We start from the raw sequence: 25,500 nt of genomic DNA on the forward strand, positions 1-25,500 counted from the left end.
GAATTCGCTTTGAATCGGGCAACTACGACAACGTCGCGGGCCGAAATTTTTGCGGAAGCGCCTGGTCTCGAGACGATGGAAACTTTGTTTCGCTCTTTGCCAAACGTCTTGTTTTGCATCAAAGATCGCGACCGTCGTTACGTCGCCGCGAATGACGCCTTGGTCAACGCGACGCTTAAAAAGACGGTTAGCGAAGTGCTGAACCGCCGCGCGATTGAAGTCTTTCCAGAGATGTTGGCCGCCGGTTACGAACAGCAAGACGACGAAGTCTTTGATCGCGGCGTCAACATCGAAGATCGTCTCGAGATGATCACCCGCGCCGACTGCGACGTCGGTTGGTTCGTGTCGCACAAGGCGCCGATTCGTTCGCGCTCGGGCGAAGTGATCGCGCTGGCGAGCATCTCCCGCGACCTGGAAATTCGGGCCGACGAAGGGCAAGAGCTAGGCGCCGTGAAGGAAGCGCTCGATACGCTTCATCGCGACTACAGCAAGCCGCTGCGGATCGGCGATCTGGCCGAGAAGACCAGCATGTCGGCGAGTCAGTTCGAACGTCGCATCAGCAAGATCACCGGGCTCTCGCCGCGGCAGTTGCTGACGAAGTTGCGAATCGACGCCGCCGCCAAGAAGCTCCGCGAAACCGATCTTTCGGTCGGGCAGATCGCGATTGATACCGGCTTCTACGATCAAGCGGCTCTGACCCGCAAGTTCCGCGAAGTGACCGGGCTGACGCCGGCTCGTTATCGTCAGGCGACCAGCTCGCTATAAGCAGGCGGGCGGTTTGCCGGTGTCGAGAAAACTGCGGAGCCACGCTTCGTACGGCGCTGGATCGAGTCCCTGACTCGCAATCCAAGCGTCGTCGTAGTAGGTCGTCAGATAGCGTTCTCCGCCGTCGCAGATCAGCGTGACGACGCTCCCCGTCTCTCCCTGCTCAATCATCTGGGCCACAATCTGCATCGTGGCCCAGAAGTTGGTGCCAGTCGAGCCGCCGCATTTGCGATCGAGCAGACATTCCAGCAAGCGAATCGCGGCCAGCGATGCGGCGTCGTCGACTTTGATCATCCGGTCGACGACCGTCGGCAAAAACGAAGCTTCGACGCGCGGGCGACCAATCCCTTCGATGCGGGAAGGGCCGCACGACGTTACGTTACGATCCCCGGTTTGATAATAGTCGTAGTAGACCGAGTTCTCCGGATCGGCGACGCAAAGCTGCGTCGACAGTTTCTGGTAGCGAATGTACCGCCCGATCGTCGCCGACGTACCGCCGGTTCCGGCCGAGACGACGACCCACTTCGGCACTGGATCGGCTTCGAGCGCCATCTGGCGAAACATCGATTCGGCGATGTTGTTGTTCGCGCGCCAGTCGGTCGCCCGTTCGGCGAACGTGAACTGATCCATGTAGTGCCCTTTGAGCTCTTTGGCGATTCGCTCCGCATGGGAGTAGATATCGCCGCCGTCAACCAAATGGCAGGTCCCGCCGAGGAACTCGATCTTTTTGACCTTCTCGCGCGACGTGTTGGCCGGAATGACCGTATGGAACGGGAGGTCGAGCAGTTGAGCGAAATAGGCTTCGCTGATCGCGGTGCTGCCGGACGAGGCTTCGACGATCGGCGTCCCTTCGCGAATCCAGCCGTTGCAGATCCCGTAGAGGAAGAGCGAACGAGCGAGCCGATGCTTCAAACTGCCGGAAGGATGAATCGACTCATCTTTCAAGTAGATCGAAATGTTCGGCAACTGAAGGCACGGAACCTGGATCAGATGGGTATCGGCGGAGCGGTTGAAATCGCGCTCGATCGCAGAGATCGCACGGTTTACCCAGGCGCTGGTCATCGGCTAATCGCTTGTTGTCGAATTGGGTTGGCGGAGCGAAATCAAGGACATTCCGACTCGCAGTCTAGTTCGCCTGCCGCCGCTTGCGATAGTCGATTTCCCGCCAATTGCTCGATTACTTTGTTCGGAAAAACGCCAAAATTGCCGACAGCCAGGGGCAGAAGTCAGGAGAACAGCTGGAACTCGCCGGTCGGCTCGAAGGCGTTCGGAAAGTGTTCGATCGTCGGTTGCGTCGCAGTTGCGGGCCAGGTGATCGCAACGACGTCGAAGCGAGCTTTGCACTCCAGCAGGTTGTGCCGGCGGAGATAGCTGAGCGCCAAACGAGTCAGCTTCGCTTGCTTGACGGCGTCGACCGCATCGCTGGGATGGGCGGTGTCGCTGGAAGTGCGGGTCTTCACTTCGACAAAGACGACGGTCCGGCCGTCGACCGCCACGATGTCGATCTCACCCAGCTTGGAGCGATCGCTGCGAGCGATGATCACGTAGCCGAGCTTGCGCAGAAACCGAGCGGCGGCCGCTTCTCCTCGAAGGCCAAGCGACTGCGGCTTGCGCCATGGGGCGATCCAGCGAAAGAGCATGAGACGACTCGCACCGAGACCAGAGGGACGAAGGGGGCGTTCTGATTGTAGCGCGGCGGCGAAGAGAAATCACGCAAAAAGAGGGGCGGCAAACGGCGCATGCAAAAACCGCTCGGCCCATCATCAGGACCGAGCGGCTTGGAATCAAATCGCTGGAGAGTACCGCGTTTAGACGCGACGTTCGGTCAGGCGGGTCGCCTTACCGACGCGATCACGCAGGTAGTACAGCTTCGCACGGCGAACGACCGACTTGCGGGTCGAGACGACCTTGTCGACCTTCGGGCTGTGGATCGGGAATTTCTTTTCGACACCCTCGCCGCCGACGATGCGACGGACGGTGAACATCTCACGGGTGCCGCTGCCGCTACGGGCGATGACGGTGCCGGTGTAGACCTGGATACGTTCTTTGTTCCCTTCGAGAATCTTGGTGTGGACGTCGACGGTGTCCCCAATCTCGAACTGGTCGATGTCCGCCTTCTTGTAGGCCGATTCGACCTTGTTCATCAAATCTTGGCTCATGATAACTTTCCTTTCCAGCGATTATTCGTCTTCAGTCTCGGCTTGGCGATCGAGTAAATCGGCTCGCCGCCGTTTTGTTCGTTCAATGCTCTGTTGTTTTCGCCAGGCGGCGATCTGGGCGTGGTCGCCGCTTAGCAGGACGTCTGGCGCCGCAAGTCCGCGATAGACGCGAGGTCGCGTGTATTGCGGAAACTCCAACAGCCGATTGCCCGAGCTAAAACTATCGTCGACGCTGCTCGTCTCGTCTCCCAGCACGCCTGGGATGAGCCGGATCACGGCGTCGATGATCGCCATCGCCGCGACTTCGCCCCCGTTGAGGACATAGTCGCCGATCGAAACCTCCTCGGGATGGAGGAGGTCGCTGACGCGTTGGTCAAACCCTTCGTAGCGACCGCACAAAAGCAGCAGTCGCTTCTCCTGGCTCAACTCTTCCACCAGTCGCTGATCGAGCCGTCTCCCTTGCGGGGTCAGCATGATCAAGCGACCAGGCTGGTTTCCTTCTTGCTGAACCGCTTCGACGCACTCGACGACCGGTTCCGCGCGAATCACCATTCCTGCGCCGCCGCCGAAAGGGCGGTCATCGACGCGATTGTGCTTATCGTTAGCCCATTTCCGCATGTCATGCGGATGGACCTCGACCAGGTTTCCTTCGATCGCCTTCGCCAGAAGGCTCTGCCCCAGGTAGCTGGAGAAGATCTCAGGAAACAAAGTCAGTACGTCGAAACGCATGGCGAATTACTCGCCGCCTTCTTCCTTGGCCGGTTCTTCGGCAGGAGTTTCAGCGACTTCGCCTTCGGCCGGAGCTTCTTCCGCAGCCGGAGCTTCGGGAGCCTTTTCGGCGATCTCGACCTTCGGCGGCACGAACTTGGTCGTGGCCTGCAGCTTGGCGAGAGCGGCGTTTTGGGCGTCGAGGTGCGTACCGCCGGTGCCGTACTTCTTGATCAAAGTAGCGACTTTCGGCGAAGCCTGGGCGCCAACGCCCAGCCAATAGTCGACGCGTTCGCGCTTCAATACGACGCGAGCGTCGGTTTCCGAAACGAACGGGTCATAGGTGCCTAGATACTCGATCGCCTTGCCATCACGCGGCGAACGGGCATCCATGGCGCAGATCCGGTAAAACGGGCGGTGGGTTCGACCCATCCGCTTCATGCGAATTCGTACTGCCACGAACGATTACTCCTGTGCAATTGCGAATTGATTCAACTGTGTATCGAAAATGACTTCTAGCGTTTTTTACGTTTGCGGAGCGCCTTGTCACGCACCTTTTTCTGGGCGGCGCGCTCTTTTGTACTGAGGCGTTTGCCGGTGCCGACCTTGTTCTTCTTCATCTTGCCCGTCGGATCCATCAGGTCGCCCCGCTGCATCTTGCTGATCAGCTCCGACGGCGACGCTCCCTTCATCACCGAAGACATCGCATCAAACTGCTTCAGCAGGTTGCTGACGTCTTGCGGCGACTTTCCGCAGCCGGTCGCGATCCGTTGCCGGCGCTGCGGCGTGATCAGCTTCGGGTTGCGACGTTCTTGGGGAGTCATCGAGTCGATGATCCCACGAAGACCGCGCATCTCTTTTTCGTGATCGGAGTTCTTCAGCATGTTGGCCATGTCGCCAAAGCCCGGCATCAAGCCGAGCATCTTGGTCATCAGGCCGGGCCGCATGATTTGTTCGAGTTGGCGTTTGAAGTCGTCGAGCGTGAAATTGCCCGCTTCGAGCGCCTTCTGGGCCTTCATCGCCTCGTCTTGGTCGAACTCGCGCTGAGCCATTTCGACCATCGAGAGGACGTCCCCCATGCCGAGGATGCGCCCCGCCATGCGATCGGCGTAGAACGGCTCGAGGCCGTCCATGTGTTCGCTGACGCCGATGAATTTGATCGGTACGCCGGTGACGTGCTTGACCGACAAGAGGGCGCCGCCGCGAGCGTCGCCGTCCAGCTTGGTCATGATCACGCCGTCCAGCTCCAAAGCGTCGTTAAACGCCTTCGCGCTGTTGACCGCGTCTTGACCGGTCATGCCGTCGACGACCAGGAAGCACTGATCCGGACCGATCTTGCGATCGATCGTCTTCAGCTGCTCCATCAACTCTTCGTCGATCGCCAAACGGCCGGCGGTGTCGAGAATCACCACGCTGACGCCATTTTCGCGGGCATATTTCACCGCGTTCTGGCAGACCGCAATCGGGTCGGTGGCGCCTTCTTCGCTGTAAACCTTGGCGCCGACGCTGTCGCCGACCACGTGCAATTGCTGCACGGCGGCGGGACGCTGCAAGTCGGCCGCGACCAGCAGGGCTTTTTTCCCTTCGGCGCCGATCAAGCGGGCCAGCTTACCGCAGGTGGTCGTTTTCCCGGCGCCCTGCAAGCCGCACATCATCAGGACGGTGACGTCCTTGTCGAGTCGCAGCGAGGGATCGACCGGGCCCAGCAACGCGATCAACTGCTCGTGGACGACGCCGACCAGCTGCTGATCCGGATTGAGCGATTTAAGAACCTTTTGTCCCAGCGCTTCTTCCGAAACGCGCGCCATGAAGTCTTGGACTACCGGGTAGGCGACGTCCGCTTCGATCAGCGCCTCTTCGACCATCTTCAGGCCGTCGCGCATATTCGCTTCGGACAGCTTTCCCTTGCCGCGCAGCGTTTTCAGCGCGGATCGGAGATTGTCTTGCAGGGAAGCGAACATGGAGGAACCGGTACGGACAAATAGGGAATCGTCCTCCGCCCAGCATGCAGGGGCGGATTGAGACGAAACGCGTATCTTAGCAAAGCTTTGCCCGGTTTGTAAATTGGTCGCCCCCATGAATTTGGGCGCACCTGTGGCGCAAAAGAAAAGCCGCCGAGCGGGAGGCTTCGGCGGCTTTGAATATTAGCTAACTCATTATGCGAAAGCGGGTTACAGGCCCACTTCGGGCTGCGTGGTGAGCGTAACGCCTGACTCGCCCCCCGATGCGACCACTTCCAGGGGAACGGTCCAGCGGACTTCCGCGGTCTTGCAGAGCCCGTCGACCCCGTCCTCACAGAAGTAGTAGCGGAGCGAAAGTTTCACGGTCGACTTCCCTTCGCCGGCGACCGGAACGGAGATCGTAAACTGCGACTTCGGCTCTGGCAGGGTCATCAATTCGACCTCGGCGGCGATTTGGGCCGGCCCAGACGATTTCCCTTCCAGGTAATAGCTAGTCGGCGCCAGCGTATTGATCTTCCAGCCAACCGGTAGCTGAATGTCAACGTTCAGCTTCACTTGGCCGTCAGTCGCGGTCACCTTGGCCGGATCGAGCATCACTTCCACGGCGGAAGAGAAATTCGGGGCCTGTTTCACTTTCGGCGGCGACGGCGGGGTCAGCCCTTCGATCGTCAGCGTTTTGACCTGGTTGGTTTTCAGGTCGATCGTCCGGATCAGGTGGTTGTTGGTGTCGGCCACGTACAGCTTGCCCTTGGCGTAGCTGAGCCCGGCCGGTTCGTCAAAGGTGGGGGCGTTGTCGTCGGCCCCATGTTCGCCGGTTCCGGCAACAGTCTTCACGTCGCCGGTTTTGGCGTCGGCGACCCGGATTTTGCTGTTGTAGGTGTCGGCGATGTAGATCTGCCCATCGACGTAACAAACGCCGAGTGCGTGTTGCAGGCGAGCTTCGGTCGCCGAGCCATCCTTGTCGCCGAAGTCGAACAGTCGGCCCGAAGCCAAATGGGCCGAACCAGTCACGGTCCGAACTTTTTCTTTGGGATCGAATGGAACGGCGCGGATCGAGCTTCCTTCGCTGTCCGCGACGTAGAGCCAGGTCCCGTCGGACGTCAGGCCCGAAGGCTGCGCGAACGACGAATAACCTTGTTCATACGGGACCGGCGGCAACAGCGGGCCGTCGACAATGTCTTCCCGGCCGTTACCGGCATACGGTCCGATTTCCGAACCGTCGAGCTTCATCTTCCAGATCTGATGCGGACCAGCCATCGCGATGTAGAGGTCATCCCCCTTTACCCACAAAGCCCAGGGGCTGTTCAGCGCCGTTTCGAGCGGCTTGCCGACGTAACGATCGGGAACTTGCGAGCGGAGCATGCCTGTTTCCGGCATGCCGGGCCAGGCGCTACGGCCTTGTTCGCCCTTGCCGGCGATGGTCTTCACCGTTTTCGCCTTCAGGTCGACTTGGCGGAGCATGTGGTTTTCGGTGTCGGCGACGTAAAGGGCGTCGCCATCGAGCGCCATCCCTTGCAGGTGATGGAAGCTGGCGTTGGCATAGTCGCCGTCGGATGTGCCGATGGCGCCGTTGCCGATCGTCTCGATCAGCTTGCCGTCGAGATCGGCGACGACGATCCGGTTGTGATTGCTATCGGCGATGAACAGCCGGTTCGACTTTTCGTCGGCAAGCACTTTACCGGGAAAGCGAAGCGGAGTCGGGTCTTGGCTATAGGCGAGCAACTCGAAACGAATCGGCGTCCGATCGAGCGTCTTCTGTTGTTCGTAATAAGGAATCGCACGATTCAACACGGCGGCGATCTCTTTCGCTTCAAACTCGCCGCTGCGACCGAAGACGACGTTTCCTTCCGGATCGATCAGGTACATCGTCGGCCAGCTGCGGACGAAGAACGAATTCCAGATCCGATGTTGGTTGTCGTTGACGACCGGGTGTTCGATTTCGTAGCGAAGGATCGCCTCCGCGATATTCTTGGCGTCCCCTTCATTTTCAAACTTCGCCGAATGAACGCCGATCACCACCAGTTCGTTGGGGAACTCGTGCTCCAGCTTTTTCAGTTCTGGCAGAATATGAATGCAGTTAATGCAGCAATAGGTCCAGAAGTCGAGCAGCACGAACTTTCCGCGCAAGTCGCGTAATCGGACCGGGCCTGAAGTATTCATCCACTCCATGTCGGTGGGGAATTCAGGCGACGGAATACGGCGGGGGAATGGTTCAGGAATTTTATTGTCCTCCTCACCTTCTGCTGGTTTCGCCGGATCGGCTGGTTCGGCATCGGTTTGCTCGGCCGCTTTGCGTCCTTCTTCGGCGGCGGCGACGACAGCTGGTCGGCTTGGTCCGCATCCAAAGGTAGAAAGGAGCAAAACGAGCATCAAACAGATGCTCAGACTTCGATTCGTTTGCATCATGCACCTCGAATTCGTGGCGAAGGGGGGGATTAAATCGGTGGGAATGCTAGTGGAGCTATTTTTCATCTTAGCGAATTGCTGGCGCCGACCTAGAGAAAATCGGGAAGATGGTACGGTCATGGTAAGTATTGCGGTTCATTTGATGTGGTGAATTGCGGTACAAATACCGGAATCGCGCATCGAACCCGATTTCGGTGGAAATTTGTAACGGTTCTACCGATTATTCCCCTGTGGTGTCGGATGTTTTACGCCGGCGCCCCGTTATGTTCCAATAGAACGGGTCGATTCGCCGGATACTCCCCCCTGTTTCGAGCGGGAAGAGTCGGCCTCCCGCCTCGGAAATTTGCTAAGGAGCAAAGCTCGTGTCTCGATCAGCATTTCTGTCGTTGGCATTTTGTTTGATGCTCGCTAGCGTCGCTTCGGCGCAGGATTGGGCCCGGAAAATGTTCAACGTCACGTCGCATGATTTTGGTACCGTGGCTCGCGGCGCCGATGCGATTTACGAGTTTGATCTGCAAAACATCTACGAAGAAGACGTTCACGTCGCCTCCGTTCGCTCCAGCTGTGGATGCACCTCGCCCTCGATTAAGGGGGGCGAACTGAAGACGTGGGAAAAGGGCGCCATCGTCTGCAAGTTCAATACGGATAGCTTTCTCGGCGAAAAGAGCGCCACCGTCACGGTGACGATCGACAAGCCTTACTACGCTGAAGTTCAATTGAACGTCCGCGGTCACATTCGTGGCGACGTCGTCTTCCAGCCAGGCGCCGTGAAACTCGGTTCGGTCGATCAGGGCGAACCCGCTTCGGCCAAAGTGAACGTCGCTTACGCCGGCGGCAGCAACTGGCAGATCATGGACATTCGCAGCGACAACCCCTACCTGGCTGTCGAAATGTCGGACCCGATACGTGGCTCTGGTCGTATCTCGTATGACCTGACCGTCAAGCTGAAAGACGACGCTCCGGTCGGCTATATCCAAGATCACCTGACCTTGGTCACCAGCGACTCGCGCAACCCGAACATCACCCTGCCGGTCGAAGGCAAGGTTGCTCCGGCCGTTACGGTCAGCCCCGCCGCTTTGGCCTTGGGCGAACTGGCGCCGGGCGAATCGATCGAAAAGAAGCTGATCGTGCGTGCCAAGAAGCCGTTTAAGATCACCTCGATCAAATGTGACGACCAGTCGTTCCAATTCGCCGAACCGTCGGACGAATCGAAGTTGCTGCACTTCGTTCCGGTCACCTTCACCGCTGGCGGCAAGTCGGGCGCCCAGACGCAGAAGATCGTGATCGAAACCGACATCGCCGGCGGCGCCTCGGGCGAAACGATCGCCACCGTGAACGTCAAAACCGATACGGTCAGCGACGAAGCGGCGGTTACGCTGAACGAGTAAGCCGTTCCAACAAAGTGAAATTCCAAAAGACGCTCTGCCTGGCAGGGCGTCTTTTTTTGCGCGCTGATCAGATCGGGAGCCGAGTAACGTCTGGGTAGTCGTCCCGCTGACGGAAGTACGATTCGATCTTCCCCATGATCGCGAGGACCTGATCTTCGCGCCAAGGGCGTCCGGCGACTTGCAGCCCGACCGGCATGCCTGCGCTCGCCAGTTCTACTTGTTGCGCGCTGCGCTCGACCGGGTCAGAAAGAACGGTTCGATCCGAGAGTTCATCTTCGCCAACACGCGAACAGGCGACCGTTCCGCACGGAACTCCGAGCAGATTGAAGAGGAGCGAGTAGCTAGCCGACGGGATCAATTCAACCGCCATGCCATGCAGAAACGCCGGCAAAGCGTGCGGCGGCGTGATCACCGCATCGATCCGCTCGTCGTCCCATGTGTGTTGCACCTCATCGACGAAGTCGATCGCGCCGGCCGTCGCTTGCCAAAGCGATGTCGCCGAGCGTGGCCCTGCGGCAACAAACAGATCGGCCAACTTCCGTTCGCCTCGCATCCGGAGCAGCGCCGCCATCAGCGGGCGAATCCAGCGTGGCGTTTGCGCCAGTCGAACTATGCGAGCGACCTCGGCGTCTTTCTTGCTGCCGGTAAGCAGATTGCGGAAGTCGGCGCCTCCGTCAGCGCTGATTATGGCGAAGTAGTGCTGCAGCGCCTTGGAGATGTTCGGCGGGCGAAGCTCAATCAATTGGGCGCCGGACTCCTTCAACGCCGCGATCGATTCACGCACGACGCGGCGAATCGCCGGCGCCGCTTGGAAGTAGCCGTCATATTCCCAGTAGCCGATCCTCAGTTGCGACAAGTCGACGTCGCGGCTGGGCGTCATCGGAATGGGGCCGACGTCGCCATGTCGCCAGCCATGTTCGGCCGACGCGAGAACGCGGAGCGCAAGCTCCAGGTCTTCGACGTGACTGGCCAAAGGACCGGTTTGGTATTCGAGCCCCTGCATGCCGCGCAAGTTGTCGAACGCGCCGGTGCGGGCCAAGCGGCGATTGGTTGGTTTGATGCCGTGGACGCCGCAGAAGTGGGCCGGCAATCGAATGCTGCCGCCGAGATCGCTTCCCAGACCGAGCGGCGATGCGCCCGCTGCGATGATCGCCGCTTCGCCGCCGCTCGAACCGCCGACGCCGTGCTCAAGATTCCACGGGTTGTTCGTCCTTCCGTAGACCGGGTTGTCGGTCTCGTGCAGGATCATTAACTGCGGGACGTTGGTGACGCCGAGCGGTATCGCGCCGGCGGCTCGCATTCGCTGAACGTGCGGGCCATCCTGCGGAGAGAGCGTAAGTTGATTCGTCAGGCCGATCGTCGCCGGCGCTCCTTGCACGTAGAAGCATTCCTTGACGGTAAACGGCGCGCCATGCAGCAGACCTGGTTCGCTGGGCCGGCCGGCGGCGTCGTACGCTTGCGCAGTTTCTCGCGCCGCATCCAGAAGCGGATAGACGAGCGCGTTGATCTGCGGATTAACCGCTTCGATCCGCGCGGCGTATTGGTCGATCACTTCCGTGACGGAGAACTCGCCAGCCGCGACGCCGGCGACGATTTGGGCGGCGCTCAGGCGGCAAAGGGGCGGAGTTTTTCGAGGAGCGTCCATATCGCAGCGGTTCTGGGGGCAACGCGGTCGGGCCAGTCGGTTTGTTGTATGATAAACGATGTCCTCCCTCCGCGCGCACGCCCATGGTCCTCCGTTCGCTTAGCTTGATCTTGCTTCTCCTCGCGCCCCTTGGTCGCGCGACGGCGGATGATTTCATTTCAGAGGTGCCGCTGGGGCTCGATTGGGTCCGTGTGCCGGACGGAAACCCGCAGACGGCGGCCAAAGTAGCGCTCGGTCGCCGGTTGTTTTTCGATCCGCAACTATCGCGCGACAAGTCGATCAGCTGCGCGTCGTGTCATGACCCGGAGCAAGGTTGGTCACTCTCGACGCCGGTCGCCAAAGGAGTTGATGGTCGCACCGGTGAGCGGAATCCGCTGTCGATTATCAACACGGGTCTGCAGCACTCGCTCTTTTGGGACGGACGAGCGAAAACGCTGGAAGAGCAAGCGCTAGAGCCGATTCAAAACCGCGTGGAGATGGACATGGATCTGCGCGAGCTGGAGAAGCGACTCGCGGCCGATCCGGCGTACGTCGTGCAGTTTCAGGAATCGTTTGCCGGAGATGTAACCGCCGAACGCGTCACCCAGGCGATCGCCGCGTTCGAGCGGACATTGCTGGCGGCCGAAACGCCCTACGACCTGTTTCGCAATGGGCGGGCGACTGCAATGGACGACCAAATGTCCCGCGGATCGGGCGTCTTTTTCTCGCGGGCCAATTGCGGCGACTGCCATATCGCAAAAGTGCTTACCGATCATCAATTCCACGACACAGGGATTGGGGCGTCCCCCCAAAAGATCCGTACTCCAATGCTGCGCGACTTGGAGCGAACAGCCCCGTATATGCACGATGGAAGTTTGACGACCCTAAGGGATGTCGTCGATTATTACGATCGCGGCGGAAATCGACGCGACGGACTCGATGTGCGGATGCGACCGCTCGGGCTCAGCAAATCCGAGAAAGAGGATCTCCTCTATTTCCTGGAGGCGGGACTTCGCAGTCGTAACTATCCAGGCAGGGAAACGGACGCGGGTATGGCGTCGGCGACAAACTCCCCGTAAAACGGGAAATTGTTGCTCGTGCGTGAAGCTTTGGCGGAATCTGGGTAATTTAGCCGGAAACGTTTTCCGCCCCCTGCGAATGTTCGCTACAATACCGAGCGGAAATTGGACGTAAATCATTGCTAGTATTGGGTCTCCGCCTGAGCGGAGCGTCGTCATGCAGCCAGACGACATGGCCGTATCAGACTTTACCGCCAATCAGTCGGTAGTGGTCTATCCAACCTACGGTTACCCGTCTGCCGACGGCAGACGCTGGGTCGTGGAAGTTCATGGCTGCGTCTTTGAGAAGGTGCCGGACAACCTTCCTCGCTGGATTATGCTGCGACTGTTGGCGCGTCTGATGGATGCGACTCCGGAAGACCTGCAGACTGAGATCTTCCAGCAGCGAATCCTGGGATTCACCGTCTATAAGCACCGTGGCAAGCAGATCGTCGTCGAGATCGGCAATCGTCGCTATCGCCTGACCGAGCGATCGGCCAAGAACGGGCAGTTCCGCGGTCGCGTGGAGTTGGACCGGGACGAGGTCGAGCCGTTTATCGAATCGGGGCCGGCCGGCGTCTTTCTGCCGTTTCGCGTCGTCCTCGACTCAGACGATTCGCGGTCGTTCGTCTCGCGGATTCAACTGCTCGAGCACGCGGGGATGTCGATCATTTCCGACATCGACGACACGGTAAAGCACACCGACGTCGCAACGCGTAAGTCGATGCTGGCGAACACGTTTTTGCGTGAATTCAGCACCGTGCCGGGCATTACGGACCTGTTCAAAACCTGGGAAGAGCAGGGCGCCGCGTTTCATTACGTGACCTCCTCGCCGTGGCAGCTATTTTTGCCGCTGTCCGAGTTGTTCCTCTCGGAAGGTTTGCCGGGCGGGACCTTCCATATGAAGTCGATCCGTTTTCGCGATCCGAGCGTTTTGCGGCTATTTATTGCCCGTCGGTGGGGGAAGCGGAAGGCGATCAAGCACATTTTGCAGACCTTTCCCTGTCGCAAGTTTGTGCTCGTCGGCGATTCCGGAGAAAAAGATCCAGAAACTTACGGCGTGATTGCCCGCAAATTTCCCCAGCAGGTCGATCGGATCTATATCCGCGATTTGAGCGGGAAAAACTCGCATCCGGCCCGCTATGCCCGGGCGTTTCACGGGTTGCCGGAGCAGCTATGGCAGGTCTTCCGCGAACCGAGCGAGATCGGCGATCGGGCCCTATCGGCTCCCGACTTTCCGCAGATATCCAGCCGGTTTGCGTGAAGTCAACAAAAAGGGGATCGGGCCTCTTGCCAGGTCGAAGTCTTTGTGGCACGATATGCGGTTTATCTGTGGGCCCGCCGTCAGGCCAGGAGAACTTCGAGTTCCCGCCCACTGCGAAACGAATTTACATTTCGATCGCCTTGTGCGGTCGCCGTCGAACCGAAATCAGGAGTAGTTGATGGGCCACTATACCGGTCCTAAGGCCAGGATTAACCGTCGCTTGGGCGGCGTGATCTACGAGAACCGTGGCGCGATCAAGGGTTACGATCGTCGTGCGACTCCGCCTGGCATGCACAACCGTCCTCGACGCCCGTCCAACTACGGCGCCGCGTTGATGGAAAAGCAAAAGATCAAGCATTATTACGGCTTGGGCGAACGCCAGCTGCGTCGTTACTTCGAAACCGCGAAGCACATGAAGGGGAACACCGGCGAACAGCTGTTGATCCTGTGCGAACGCCGTCTCGATAACGTCGTCCGTCGCGCCGGCCTGGCTTTGACCCGTCCGCAAGCTCGCCAGGGGATCGTTCACGGTCACTTCCTGGTCAACGGCGCCAAGGTCGACAAGCCGTCGTACCAACTGCGTCCGGGCGACGTGGTCAGCGTCCGCAATCGCGAGAAGCTGCAGATCCTGTATCGCAGCATTCTGGGCGAAAACGGCAGCCAGATCGCCGCGTTCGTTTCCCAAGATCAGGAAACGTTGTCGGCGACCTTTGACTCGATTCCGACGGCTGAAGACGTCAGCTTGCCGGTAGACGTCAACATCGTGGTCGAATTTATGTCGCGCTAACCCCGACGACTCGTTCGCCAAGCAATTACGAATTTCCAAGGGATTTTTAGGTGTGACCCACATCGAAGAATCCCTTTTTTTATGTCCCAGCCATCGAACTTTCGCTTCGATCGTTAGACAAGCGCTGAAAGAAACGACATGAGCCACACGCAGCTTGCTGTTTTGGGAGGTGGTCCTGGTGGATACGCCGCCGCCTTTCTCGCCGCCGACCACGGTATGGAAGTCACCTTGATCGAGCAGGAGCCGCGTCTCGGCGGTACCTGTTTGTTGCGAGGTTGTATTCCGTCGAAGGCTTTGCTTCACGTCGCCAAAGTCATTGACGAAACGTACGAACTGCACGACGACTGGGGCGTGTCGTTCGGCGCTCCGCAGATCGATCTCGACAAACTGCGTGCCCGCAAAGACAAGGTCATCGAAACCATGTCGGCCGGGCTGAAGCAGCTGGCCAAACGCCGCAACGTCACCGTGATTCAGGCTCGCGGCAAGTTTCTCGACAGCAACACCTTGGAATTGACCGGCGATAGCCCGACGATTCCGGAAGGGGGCAAGCTGACCTTCGACAAATGCGTGATCGCGACCGGTTCGGTCGCTGCGGTTCCGCCGGCCTTCCAGGTCGACTCGGATCGCGTCATGGATTCCACGGGCGCTCTGCAGTTGCAGGAAGTGCCGGAAACGATGCTGGTCATCGGCGGCGGTTACATCGGTCTCGAAATGGGGAGCGTTTACGCTAACCTCGGCACGCAGGTCAGCGTCGTCGAATTGACCGACGGTCTGCTCCCGGGCGCCGATCGCAACCTGGTGAAGCCGCTGCAGAAGCGGATTGAAACCTTGTTTGAAGGGCGTCTGCACCTCAACACGAAGGTCGGCTCGATCGGCATTCGCGGCGAAAAGGTCGAAGTCGCGTTTGAAGGTCCCGGCAAGTTCGGCACCGAAAAGTACGATCGCGTCCTGGTCTCGATCGGTCGCTGGCCGAACACCAAGGACATCGGTCTGGAAAACACCAAGGTCGTCGTCGACAAGCGCGGCTTTATCGCCGTCAACGGTCAGCTGCAAACCGACGATCCGAAGTTGCTCGCGATCGGCGACGTGACCGGCAACCCGATGCTCGCTCACAAAGCGACGCACGAAGGCCGCACCGCGATCGAAGCGCTGCTCGGTCATCCGGTTGAATTCAAGCCGGCCGCGATCCCGGCGGTGATCTTCACCGACCCGGAAATCGCCTGGGCTGGTCTGATGGAAGAAGAAGCGAAGGCGGCCGGTCGCGAAGTCGAAGTCGTGATGTACCCGTGGGCCGCCAGCGGTCGCGCCCAGTCGCTGGGTCGCTCGGACGGCATGACCAAATGGATCGTCGACCCGACCACCAAGGTGGTTCTGGGCTGCGGCATCGTTGGTCCCGGCGCCGGCGAACTGATCGGCGAAGCGGTCCTGGCGATCGAGATGCGGGCCGAAGTGGGCGACATCGCCGCTTCGATCCACCCCCACCCGACGCTGAGCGAAACCGTCATGAATGCGGCCGAAGTCTTCTTTGGAACGGCGACCGAGATTTACAAGCCGAAACGCTAGGCGACGTAAGTCTTTACGGCGTATGGAATTGCAAAGGGCTCCCGATTTCGGCGTGGAGCCCTTTTCTAACGCGGCGTTCTGACGGAGAATACCGGAACGTACGATTGTGTGAATTGTGCCGCAACATCGGGTGGGGCGAAGTCTGCCTCCCTAGCGTCCAAAGTGAACAGCGGCCTATACTTACAAACTCATTCAGGGTTGGACATTTACGGATGTTCGCCCCGAATCTGACTGCTGGATCGGATTTACCGCCTTCTGAAAAGGAGTGGGCGGTCGTGGCGTCCCAAATTGGCGCCTCCGCAGTTTCCAAATAGCAAGCGAGGAAATATTGATGGCAGAAGCCAAGTTGATGCCCGCCGAGGAAAACATTTTGCGTCAAAATCCGGCGGCTCACTCGCAAGATACCGACCCGAGCGAAACCAAAGAATGGATCGACTCGCTGGATTACATCATTGAGAGCAAAGGGGGCGATCGGGTTCGCTACCTGCTTTCAGCTCTTGAAAACCGTGCTCACGCTCGCGGCGTCGATCTGCCGTTTGCCGCGAACACCCCGTACATCAACTCGATTCACGTCAGCCAGCAGCCGGTTTATCCGGGCAACCGCGAATTTGAACGCCGCATCAAGAGCGTCATTCGTTGGAACGCCATGGCGATGGTGACCCGAGCGAACCGCGACTTTAGCGGTTTGGGCGGTCACATCTCGAGCTACGCTTCGGCCGCGACGCTGTACGAAGTCGCCTTTAACCACTTCTTTCGCGGTCGTCACGGCGGTTACGAAGGGGATCAGGTTTACTTCCAAGGTCACGCTTCGCCGGGCATTTACGCTCGCGCCTTCGTCGAAGGTCGCTTGACCGAAAAGAACCTGGAGAACTTCCGCCGCGAACTGCAGGACGTGCAAGGTCTTTCGTCCTATCCGCACCCGTGGCTGATGCCGGACTTCTGGGAATTCCCGACTGTTTCGATGGGCTTGGGACCGATCTGCTCGATCTACCAGGCGCGCTTCAATCGCTACATGCAAGATCGCGGCATCAAGAAGACCGACGGCACGCGCGTCTGGGCCTTCTTGGGCGACGGCGAATGCGACGAGCCCGAAACGTTGGGCGCGATCAGCCTGGCGGCTCGCGAAGGTTTGAACAACCTGACCTGGACCATCAACTGCAACCTGCAGCGTTTGGACGGTCCGGTTCGCGGTAACGGCAAGATCATCCAGGAACTGGAAGCGGTCTTCCGTGGCGCCGGCTGGAACGTGATCAAAGTGATCTGGGGTAGCGACTGGGATCCGTTGCTCGAAGCCGATCAATCGGGCCTCTTGGTCAAGCGGATGGAAGAAGTGGTCGACGGCCAGTACCAGAAGTACGTCGTCATGCCGGGCTCGTACATCCGCGAGCACTTCTTCGGCAAGTATCCGGAACTGCTCGAACTGGTGAAGTCGTACTCGGACGAACGTCTCGAGAAGATGCTCCGCGGCGGTCACGATCCGGCGAAGGTTTACGCCGCCTACAAGGCTGCCGTCGAGTGCACCAACAAGCCGACCGTCATCCTCGCCAAAACGGTGAAGGGTTACGGCCTGGGCGAAGCGGGCGAAGGCCGCAACGTCACGCACAACCAGAAGAAGCTGAACGAGAAAGAACTGGCCGACTTCCGCAACCGCTTCAGCATTCCGATCTCGGACGAAGAAGTGGTGAAAGCGCCGTTCTATCGTCCGCCGGAAGGCAGCGCCGAGATGAAATACCTGGTCAAGCGTCGCGAGGCGCTGGGCGGGTTCATGCCGACGCGTCCGACCGACAGCCCGAAAATGGACGTTCCGGCTCTGGCCGACTACCAAGAGTTCCTGGGCGATAGCGGCGGCAAAGAACTGTCGACCACGATGGGCTTCGTCCGTTTGCTCAGCAAGCTGGTCAAAGACAAGAGCATCGGTAAGAACATCGTGCCGATCGTTCCGGACGAATCGCGTACCTTCGGTATGGAAGGTATGTTCCGCCAGATCGGCATTTACGCTCACGGCGGCCAGCTGTACGAACCGGTCGACTCCGATCAGTTGATGTACTACAAGGAAGCCAAAGACGGTCAGATCCTGGAAGAAGGGATCACCGAAGCGGGCTCGATGTCGTCGTTCATTGCGGCGGGCAACGCCTACTGCCAGCACGGCATTAACATGGTGCCGTTCTTCATCTACTACTCGATGTTCGGCTTCCAGCGCGTCGGCGACTTGGTTTGGGCCGCTGCGGATACCCGCGCCAAGGGCTTCCTGATCGGCGGTACCGCGGGGCGCACCACGCTGAACGGCGAAGGTTTGCAGCACCAGGACGGCCATAGCCACCTGAACGCGATCGCCTTCCCGACCGTCCGTTCGTACGATCCGGCCTTCGCCTACGAAACGACCGTGATCATCTTCGACGGTATGAAGAAGATGTACGTCGACGGCGAAACCGCGATGTACTACATCACCGTCGGTAACGAAAACTACGCGATGCCGGCGATGCCCGAAGGCGCCGAAGAAGGGATCGTTCGCGGGATCTACAAGTACAACTCGCTCGACGCCGCCAAAGGCAAGAATCGCGTGCAGCTGTTCGGCAGCGGTCCGATTCTGCGTTGCGTCCTCGAAGCGCAGCAGATCCTGGCCGACAAGTACCAGGTCTCCAGCGACGTGTGGAGCGTCACCAGCTACACCGAGTTGCGTCGCGACGCTCACGCGTGCCAACGCTGGAACATGTTCCACCCGACCGAAGAGCCGCGCAAGTCGTACCTCGAACAAGTGATGGAAGGGGTCGAAGGACCGTTCATCGCTTCGAGCGACAACGTCCGCGCGTTGCCGGAACAGATTCGCGATTATCTGCCGGGCAATTTGTTGGCCCTCGGTACCGACGGCATGGGACGCAGCGAAACTCGCGAAGCGCTTCGCCGTCACTTCGAGATCGACGCGGCTTCGGTCGTGATCGCCACCTTGTATCAATTGTTCCGCGAAGGGAAGCTCGACGCCAAAAAGGTCGCCAAGGCGATTAAGGACCTCGACTACAACCCGGAAAAGGTCGATCCCTACTTCGCGTAGGCGGCTTTTCGCGAACTCTCCCTAACATCGATATCGACTCCGCCGGAGCAACATCATGGCGACAGAAGTTAAATTGCCCGAACTGGGCGATGGCATTGAATCAGGCGACATTCTCTCGGTCTACGTCTCGGTTGGAGACGTCGTCACGAAGAATCAAAATATTCTCGAACTCGAAACCGACAAAGCGACCGTCGAAATCCCGACCACCGTCGCCGGCAAAGTGACCAAGGTTCATATCGCCGCCGGCGATAGCGTGCCGATCGGCGGAACGTTGATCTCGGTCGAAGCGGCCGAAGGCGCCGCCGCCGAAGCCAAGCCGGCTCCGGCCGCGCCGAAGACGGAAGCCCCCAAGGCCGAACCGAAAAAGGAAGAGCCTGCTCCGAAAGCGGAAGCTCCGAAGCCCGAGCCGCCGAAACCGGCGCCGACTCCCGCTCCGGCCGCTCCGAAACCGGTCACTCCGGCTCCGCAGCCGGTCGTCGCTTACGAAGCGCCGGTCGCCGTCGCGACTTCGACCGAAGGTTTGATCTACGCCGAAGAAGATGACGTTCCGGCCGGTCCGGCGATTCGTCGCTTCGCTCGCGAAGTTGGCGTCGATCTCCGCTCCGTGCAGGGGACCGGCGAGAATGGTCGCGTCACCCGTGACGATGTGTTGGCCACCGTTCGCAAACTGAGCAAAGCCGGCGGCAAAGCGGCCGCCACGGCGACTGCCGCCGCTCCGGCCAAGGCCGAAAAGCCGATCGCTCCGCCGTCGGTTGTTCCGCCGGGCGAACAAGGCCAAGACAATTACGGCTCGGTCCGCATCGAAAAGATGGCGAAGATCCGCAAGACGATCGCCGCCCAGATGAGCCTGTCGTGGACCACCGCACCGCGCGTCACCAACTTTGACGACGCCGACGTCACCGCGCTCGAAGCGCTCCGTCAGCAAAGCAAAGACGATTACGCCGAAGCGGGCGTCAAGCTGACCTCGATGGCGTTCCTGGTCAAAGCGGTCGCCTTGGCGCTGCGAAACAATCCGGCGCTGAACGCCGTGATCGACATGGAAAACGCCCAGGTCATCTACAAGGAATACGTCAACGTCGGCATCGCCGTCGACTCGGAACGTGGCCTTGTCGTGCCGAACATCCGCAGCGCCGATCGCCTGCCGATTCCGGAAATCGCTCGCGAAGTCCAGAAGCTGGCCAACGACGTCCGCACCGGTTCGTTCTCGATGGACCAGATCCGCGGCGGAACCTTCACCATCAGCAACCTGGGCGCGATCGGCGGGACCTACTCGACCCCGATCATCAACGTCCCGGAAGTGGCGATCCTGCTGGTCGGCCGCAGCCGCAAGCTGCCGGTCGTCGTCAATGACCAGATCGTTCCCCGCATGATGATGCCGCTGAGCCTGTCGTACGACCACCGCCTGGTCGACGGCGCCACGGCCGCTCGCTTCCTGAACGAGATCAAAACCTATCTCGAAGCTCCGAGCCGATTGCTGTTGGCTCCGTAAGCTTTGAATGACGCTAAGAAAAAAGCTCGCCATAATTGGTGAGCTTTTTTTGTGCGCATCGATTCGGTTGGTTCAACGCAATGGGATTCGCAACCAATCGCATCGTATTTGCAAAGATTGCGCTATTCCGGCGTCGTCTCCAATTCATCAATCCCGAAGACCCCATTTCCGGTCGCGGTCTCAATTTCACGACGCGTGCGCGGCTTTTCCAGGTCGAGCCAGTTCGGTATCGGATAGCGGACGACCAGGTCGAGCAGATCTTCGGCCATCAGCGTCTCGATGAGTTGGTCCTTTAACCATTCCCCGTCCTCGATTCTTTGCGTGATTGAGTCTCCTCCGTTGTCTGTGCCGTCGACGTAGCGGCTGTAGAGCAAAAAGCCGGGATCACGCCGCTCATAGATCAGTCGCTCGGTCGGTAGATACAGGTCGATCGTCAAATCGAGATCGAGCAGTTCGGCTAATCGATCGAGCGATTTGGGATATTCGTCGTTCGTCGCTCGATATTGCTGTAGCGCCGTCGTAACTTGCAGCAAACGGAGCTCTTGACGGCAGCGGTTCCAATTTCGTTTTTGATCGATCCATTCGCTCGCCCAGTGGGCGTAGGTCATATCGGCGATGAAGACGCCGCGAACCGATTGATTGAGCGTCGCCGAGAACGCGGCGTAGTTGCCGTCCCAAGAGCGAAAGCGTTCCTCCGCATCCGCTTGCCAGAGACGGGCCGCAATGTCGAACTGCGGAATGTCGTCGATGGTCAGGACGCCATGAAGTTTGTCGTAAACCTGGTTGATTCTCTGGAGCGTCGTATTCTTGTTGTACGGTAGGTGTAGTAAATAGCGCCTTCGCTCGGGGGTGAATTGTTCGGCGTATGCGACCGTCACTTCATCGTGATAGGCGGCGCCTTCGAGCGCCGCCAGGCGCGAAAAACTTTCGGCCACGTCAGCGCAATTGGGCAGGGGAGGGAGGTCGCGCAGAAAGGCGGAGATCTCGTCGAGCAGCTCGCGGTCGCAGACGCCGCTCGACAACAGCCGATGAGTACGGTCCGCCACGACCGGCTCCAGTGCACAGCCGATCGCGATCTGAAGTTGCGATGGGGGCGTAGGGTAGGTGCGGCAGATTCGCCAGCATGTTTTCAAATCCCGCCAGGCCGCCGCCGCGTCCCCTTCGCCGATGTGCATATTCGCTCTGATGCACAAACCGCAAATCGCCAGTCGAACGTTGGGGGGCTCTTCGACGCCGCATTCCTGCAATTGCGAATCGTCAAGCGACGGCCAATACGACGCGTGGCAATTCTCCAGGTCGAATAGCCGGTCAAGGTGTACTCGCTGGTCGTCGACCCATTGGGCCACTGGAGGAATCTGCTCGCGACGCCAGGGATTTTGGTCCAGGTCGTAGACGTAGTTTCGGGGATCGAAGTCGTAATCGCCCCCTTGGCTGAGATCGATCTGCCACTTTTCGGATGCCCAGGCGGTGATCAATTGCAAGTAGTGATCGGAGGAGTCAAGTTCCACAATGCCCGGAGAGAGCTCTTCTTCGATTCCAAGTTGTTCGCGCAGCTGATGCTGTTGATCGACCGTCAATTCGCCAGGCCACGTGGCGATCACGATCGGTACGGCGGCGTTGTTCCGCCGGGTGATTTCCTCTTTCCGCTGCCGCTCGATATGCGTGACATAGTCGACCTGGCCGTCGTCGGTCAGCGGAGCGACCAGAAACGTCGTCTTCGGCGAAATCGCCAACTTCCTCGGCGGACCCCAAATCGACCACGCGATCATGCCCAAGAACAACAGCAGGCTGCCGCCGATGACCGCCAGGTAGGTCTTCGCTTTTCGAGTCATAAAACTGCCGCTGGTTGGAACTGCCTTGCGAATATATTCGAGCAGAATCTACGGATCTTGCCAGGAATTGCTGATAGGACCGATCTGGTATCGATGGTTCCTGGGTAACAGTCGTCGCCACACGCGGTTCGGGAATTCGCGTTCTGCGCCATGACTTTCGCTCCGTGATAAGAATGCATTGTTTTAGCTAGATGTTGCGTCGTATTTGCAGCTAATGCCAGCGGAGTATTAATTCCTCTAGGACAGGTTCGTCGAAATCGCGCATGATGGTCGGCTGGTTCCCGTTTAGGAAATAGAGTCCGAATAAGTGGGAGGTTTTGACGTGACGGCGAACACCTTATCGATAACAACTCTCCAGCTACTGAAATTTGCGACGATCTTCCTCGTGCTGTTCGCTTTCAGCCGCGACGCGATGGCTGGATACGAAGAGGAAATGGTGAAAATCCGCGAAGGTCGAATGGCGAACGAAGATGTTATCGTCGCTGCCGATGCATTGGACTCGGCATTGAAAGCGACGCTATCGCTGATTCCTAACGACATGAAATCGCACCTGTTGGAAGCGACTGCCAAACGATTAGAGTCCGTGCGACAGGAAGCGTCGCGGGCCCAGACGCCTGAATTTGGCGCCGCTTCTACGGCGTTGAATATGATCGAACTCGCGTTGTCGATCCACGACCTGCCGAATCGGGACTACGAAAAAACGGTCGCACTTCGCGCCAAGGCGGCGCAGCATTTTGGAAGCATTTTGGCGGAATATCAGACCGAGGCGGCAAAACATAATTTGGACGAGACTCAGCAATGGTTTGTAAAAACGCGATTCCCTCATCTCATTGACGAAGCTCAGCACAACCCATTGGGATTAGGAACCTGTTACGGCATTCTGTTGACGGAGACTGAAACTAGCGAGCTAAAGCGACTGTTGACGGCGACGCTTACGCCGGTCGAACACAAAAACATGTTCCAGCTTGGAGGAGACATGAATAAGAACGGATTCTTTCTTCAGGGTGACGCGTTTAACAAAGTTTGGTTTCATATCATTCACTGCGAGCAATCCCGATTGATGGCCAAGACGCGAACGGTGTTGCCGTCAGATCAGCTCGGAAGACTGTATCAAATCTTCAACGACAAGAAAAACGCAGCCGAGGAAGCGGAGTCAGCTGCTCGCAGGAAGCAATTCCTTGAACAAGTGGAGCGAGAGACGCCAGAAAGCGACCCAGTCGAGAGGAAGCGGCAGACGCAACTCAAAGAGCGACAACGGTAGTCTTTTAGTCTGGAGAGTATTTCCAACCCTTCGTGAATTGGGAATATATTCGGCGGAGTCTCGCTGAGATTGAATGCCTGATTCGTGAAATCGTATCTGTTGGCTAAACTTTTGGAGGACAAGTCCCGCGAAATAGCGCATGCTATTCGTTATTCGCATTGCTCGCTTCGTCTTATCAGAAAGAAACAAGGTTCCGGCCTCGTGAAACCCTGCACTCTAAATTGCCGACGACTTCTGGCGTTTGCCGTTTCCTGCTTCGTCATCACGAATAGCGCACTGGCGAGCTATGAGGAGGAGTTGACCAAAATTCGCCAGGGGCGGGACAGTACCGAAGACGTGATGATGGCGGCCGACGTGCTGGAGTACGAAATCCAGGAAACGTTTTCGCAGATCGACAACGATATCGCGGTCAAAGTAGACGGAGCGATATCGCAGAGACTGGCCACCATGCAGGTCGAATTCGCTCAGGCGCGCACTTCCAACTATCGTTCTACCTACACCGCGCTGCGGTTGGTGGAGTTGGCGACCACGATTCGCGCATTGCCCGACAAGCCGTATGAAGAAACGGCGGAACTTCGCGCCAAAGCGGCGGAGAATTACGGGAAAATTCTGGCAGACTTTGAAGCGGAGGTGACGAAGCGAACGTTGAGCAAACGGTCGGAAGCGTATGTGAAAATCCAGATTCCTCGCCTCCTGCAAGAAGCTCGCGATAACCCGCTGGCGTCAGGCTACGGCATCCTGCTGACCGATGCCGAAACCGCCGAGTTGAATCGTTTGTTGCACGCGATCTTGCCGCTGGCCGAAGCGGGATCGGACTCCTCGCCTGACTTTTCGCAAGCTGACATGACGAAGCGACAAATGGAAGACTTTCGCAAGTTGGCCGACGCGTATCACAAAGTGTGGCGCCATATCATCAAATGCGAGCAAGACCGTCGCAACGCCAAACCGCCCCGCGATTTGCCCCCTTCTTTGTTGTCGAAGACGCATCGCATCTTGAGCGAAAAGACGCAGCAAGCGATCAAGGTGGAGTCGGCGGCCCGGATGGAGCATTACCGCCAGGAAGCGGAGCGGATGAAGCGCGAAAACAATCCTGCCGAGATCGAGCGGCGGCGGAAAGAATTAGAGAAACAGCGACAGTAGTCGAGATAAACGAACCAGGGACGGGAACCGCTGTGATTGCGATCGCCGTCCCTGGAGTATTCCGAGAACTTTGGCTCAATGGATCGCAGCGCTGTGCGCCGCGACGTTCTGCTCTACATCGGATCCGAAGCCGAGAAGATCTGCATGTAGCCCCAGTCGGTATCCGATTGCGCGTGGACTTCGACGTTCTTGTAGAAGTGACGCAGGTAGTTGAGCAAACCGGGGCCGTTCCAGAGGTGGCCGTTCGTTTTGCTGTCGCCGTAGTTGTCGTCTTGGTGGTGGATTTCGCCGGTGATCATTTGAATCTTGTGATAGTCGGTTTCGTCCAGACTGAACAAGATTTTGAACTCCGAACCTTCGCAGTCGATTTTGAAGACGTCGACCTGATCGAGCGGCCCGAAAATCTCTTTGGCGGCCAACGTCGGGATGCCGTTTTCGCAGGCCTGGCTCGTCGTCGCTTTGTCGGCGATGCAGATTCCGCCGGTGTTGGTACGGTGCTCTTTGGAAGCATGCACGTCGATGTTGTCGAAGTTGTTCTTCGGAATGACCTGATCGCTCCGATCGGCGACGGCGTAGTTGTACGCTTGGACCTGATTCTGCACGTTATTGAGCAGCAGGTTCGATTGAATCATCCGCAGGTTTTCCGGCATGTACTCGTAAACCTGAATGTTCGCTTGCGGCAAGAGCGTGGCCGCGATCACGCTGAAGCCGCCGATGTGGCCGCCGATATCGACGATCGTCGACGGACGACCCGCGAGCTTCTTGCTGATTTCTTCCAAGCGGTATTCGCGGAAGATCCCTTGGTAGATCCCTTCGTCGATCGTGCCGTAGCGGAAGACGCCGCTGACCGGCTTGCCGCAATAGCGGAAGTCCTTGACGTAGTACTTGCTCGACGTCGTTCCTCGCTTTGTCGAGTGGGAATCGTCGGTGCGGAAACCATGGTACAACTTGCCTAGCGCTTTGATCACGACGAAACTCCCCAGCCTGATTCGATGCGTTGCCCGGGACGTCCAAATCTTGTCCCGGAATCGGGGGGGATCATACCG

At 58.6% G+C, this 25,500-nt stretch carries 20 protein-coding genes; 10 read left to right on the plus strand and 10 right to left on the minus strand.

What is annotated here, in order from left to right; all coding sequences use genetic code 11:
- The first annotated feature begins 75 nt into the window (after positions 1–75).
- On the plus strand, positions 76–765 hold the full coding sequence (locus tag LOC68_RS04280) for an AraC family transcriptional regulator (protein WP_230216114.1): 690 nt from the start codon (positions 76–78) through the stop codon (positions 763–765).
- On the opposite strand, the gene LOC68_RS04285 is transcribed toward LOC68_RS04280, so the two are convergent.
- The 7 genes from LOC68_RS04285 to LOC68_RS04315 all read right to left on the minus strand — a co-directional run bounded on the left by LOC68_RS04285 (position 760) and on the right by LOC68_RS04315 (position 7,999).
- Positions 760–1,827 (minus strand): PLP-dependent cysteine synthase family protein, encoded by a 1,068-nt coding sequence (locus tag LOC68_RS04285; RefSeq protein WP_230216116.1) that lies wholly within the window; start codon positions 1,825–1,827, stop codon positions 760–762. The two genes, LOC68_RS04280 and LOC68_RS04285, sit on opposite strands and share 6 nt — an antisense overlap.
- Before the next feature lie 164 nt (positions 1,828–1,991).
- Positions 1,992–2,405, minus strand: coding sequence for a YraN family protein (locus LOC68_RS04290; protein WP_230216118.1), 414 nt, complete (start codon positions 2,403–2,405; stop codon positions 1,992–1,994).
- A 168-nt stretch (positions 2,406–2,573) separates the two neighbouring features.
- Positions 2,574–2,924: a 50S ribosomal protein L19 gene (rplS, locus tag LOC68_RS04295; RefSeq protein WP_230216120.1), complete on the minus strand. Its 351-nt coding sequence runs from the start codon at positions 2,922–2,924 to the stop codon at positions 2,574–2,576.
- A 21-nt stretch (positions 2,925–2,945) separates the two neighbouring features.
- Positions 2,946–3,653 (minus strand): tRNA (guanosine(37)-N1)-methyltransferase TrmD, encoded by a 708-nt coding sequence (gene trmD, locus LOC68_RS04300; protein ID WP_230216122.1) that lies wholly within the window; start codon positions 3,651–3,653, stop codon positions 2,946–2,948.
- Positions 3,654–3,659: 6 nt separating this feature from the next.
- Complete coding sequence (rpsP, locus tag LOC68_RS04305; protein ID WP_230216124.1) at positions 3,660–4,091, minus strand: 30S ribosomal protein S16; 432 nt, start codon at positions 4,089–4,091, stop codon at positions 3,660–3,662.
- A gap of 56 nt (positions 4,092–4,147) precedes the next feature.
- On the minus strand, positions 4,148–5,593 hold the full coding sequence (ffh, locus tag LOC68_RS04310; protein ID WP_230216126.1) for a signal recognition particle protein: 1,446 nt from the start codon (positions 5,591–5,593) through the stop codon (positions 4,148–4,150).
- Between the two features lie 210 nt (positions 5,594–5,803).
- Entirely contained in the window at positions 5,804–7,999 is a 2,196-nt protein-coding gene (locus LOC68_RS04315; RefSeq protein ID WP_230216128.1) for a thioredoxin-like domain-containing protein, read from the minus strand.
- Between the two features lie 362 nt (positions 8,000–8,361).
- Between LOC68_RS04315 and LOC68_RS04320 the strand changes: the two genes are divergently transcribed.
- Positions 8,362–9,387 carry a DUF1573 domain-containing protein gene (locus tag LOC68_RS04320; protein ID WP_230216130.1) on the plus strand — a complete coding sequence of 342 codons (1,026 nt, stop codon included), beginning with the start codon at positions 8,362–8,364 and terminating at the stop codon, positions 9,385–9,387.
- Between the two features lie 67 nt (positions 9,388–9,454).
- Here the strand turns inward: LOC68_RS04320 and LOC68_RS04325 are convergent, their stop codons facing one another.
- Positions 9,455–11,032, minus strand: coding sequence for an amidase (locus tag LOC68_RS04325; RefSeq protein WP_230216132.1), 1,578 nt, complete (start codon positions 11,030–11,032; stop codon positions 9,455–9,457).
- Positions 11,033–11,115: 83 nt separating this feature from the next.
- Between LOC68_RS04325 and LOC68_RS04330 the strand changes: the two genes are divergently transcribed.
- The 6 genes from LOC68_RS04330 to LOC68_RS04355 all read left to right on the plus strand — a co-directional run bounded on the left by LOC68_RS04330 (position 11,116) and on the right by LOC68_RS04355 (position 20,221).
- The gene (locus LOC68_RS04330; RefSeq protein WP_230216134.1) at positions 11,116–12,090 is read left to right on the plus strand and encodes a cytochrome-c peroxidase; all 975 of its coding nucleotides are present in this window, start codon (positions 11,116–11,118) and stop codon (positions 12,088–12,090) included.
- 157 nt (positions 12,091–12,247) lie between these two features.
- The gene (locus LOC68_RS04335) at positions 12,248–13,333 is read left to right on the plus strand and encodes a phosphatidate phosphatase App1 family protein (RefSeq protein ID WP_230216135.1); all 1,086 of its coding nucleotides are present in this window, start codon (positions 12,248–12,250) and stop codon (positions 13,331–13,333) included.
- Between the two features lie 178 nt (positions 13,334–13,511).
- Positions 13,512–14,120 carry a 30S ribosomal protein S4 gene (gene rpsD / locus LOC68_RS04340; RefSeq protein WP_230216137.1) on the plus strand — a complete coding sequence of 203 codons (609 nt, stop codon included), beginning with the start codon at positions 13,512–13,514 and terminating at the stop codon, positions 14,118–14,120.
- Positions 14,121–14,258: 138 nt separating this feature from the next.
- Entirely contained in the window at positions 14,259–15,683 is a 1,425-nt protein-coding gene (gene lpdA / locus LOC68_RS04345; protein ID WP_230216139.1) for a dihydrolipoyl dehydrogenase, read from the plus strand.
- Between the two features lie 331 nt (positions 15,684–16,014).
- A complete protein-coding gene (aceE, locus tag LOC68_RS04350; RefSeq protein ID WP_390623344.1) occupies positions 16,015–18,732 on the plus strand; it encodes a pyruvate dehydrogenase (acetyl-transferring), homodimeric type in 2,718 nt (905 codons plus the stop codon).
- Positions 18,733–18,787: 55 nt separating this feature from the next.
- Positions 18,788–20,221, plus strand: coding sequence for a dihydrolipoamide acetyltransferase family protein (locus LOC68_RS04355; RefSeq protein WP_230216141.1), 1,434 nt, complete (start codon positions 18,788–18,790; stop codon positions 20,219–20,221).
- Positions 20,222–20,343: 122 nt separating this feature from the next.
- On the opposite strand, the gene LOC68_RS04360 is transcribed toward LOC68_RS04355, so the two are convergent.
- The gene (locus tag LOC68_RS04360) at positions 20,344–22,053 is read right to left on the minus strand and encodes a hypothetical protein (protein ID WP_230216143.1); all 1,710 of its coding nucleotides are present in this window, start codon (positions 22,051–22,053) and stop codon (positions 20,344–20,346) included.
- Between the two features lie 322 nt (positions 22,054–22,375).
- On the opposite strand from LOC68_RS04360, the gene LOC68_RS04365 reads away from it, so the two are divergent.
- Entirely contained in the window at positions 22,376–23,314 is a 939-nt protein-coding gene (locus LOC68_RS04365; RefSeq protein WP_230216145.1) for a hypothetical protein, read from the plus strand.
- A gap of 297 nt (positions 23,315–23,611) precedes the next feature.
- Positions 23,612–24,454, plus strand: coding sequence for a hypothetical protein (locus LOC68_RS04370; RefSeq protein WP_230216147.1), 843 nt, complete (start codon positions 23,612–23,614; stop codon positions 24,452–24,454).
- Positions 24,455–24,567: 113 nt separating this feature from the next.
- On the opposite strand, the gene LOC68_RS04375 is transcribed toward LOC68_RS04370, so the two are convergent.
- On the minus strand, positions 24,568–25,422 hold the full coding sequence (locus LOC68_RS04375; RefSeq protein ID WP_230216149.1) for an FkbM family methyltransferase: 855 nt from the start codon (positions 25,420–25,422) through the stop codon (positions 24,568–24,570).
- Between the last annotated feature and the right edge of the window lie 78 nt (positions 25,423–25,500).

This window comes from Blastopirellula sediminis, assembly GCF_020966755.1.
Taxonomy (GTDB): Bacteria; Planctomycetota; Planctomycetia; order Pirellulales; family Pirellulaceae; genus Blastopirellula; species Blastopirellula sediminis.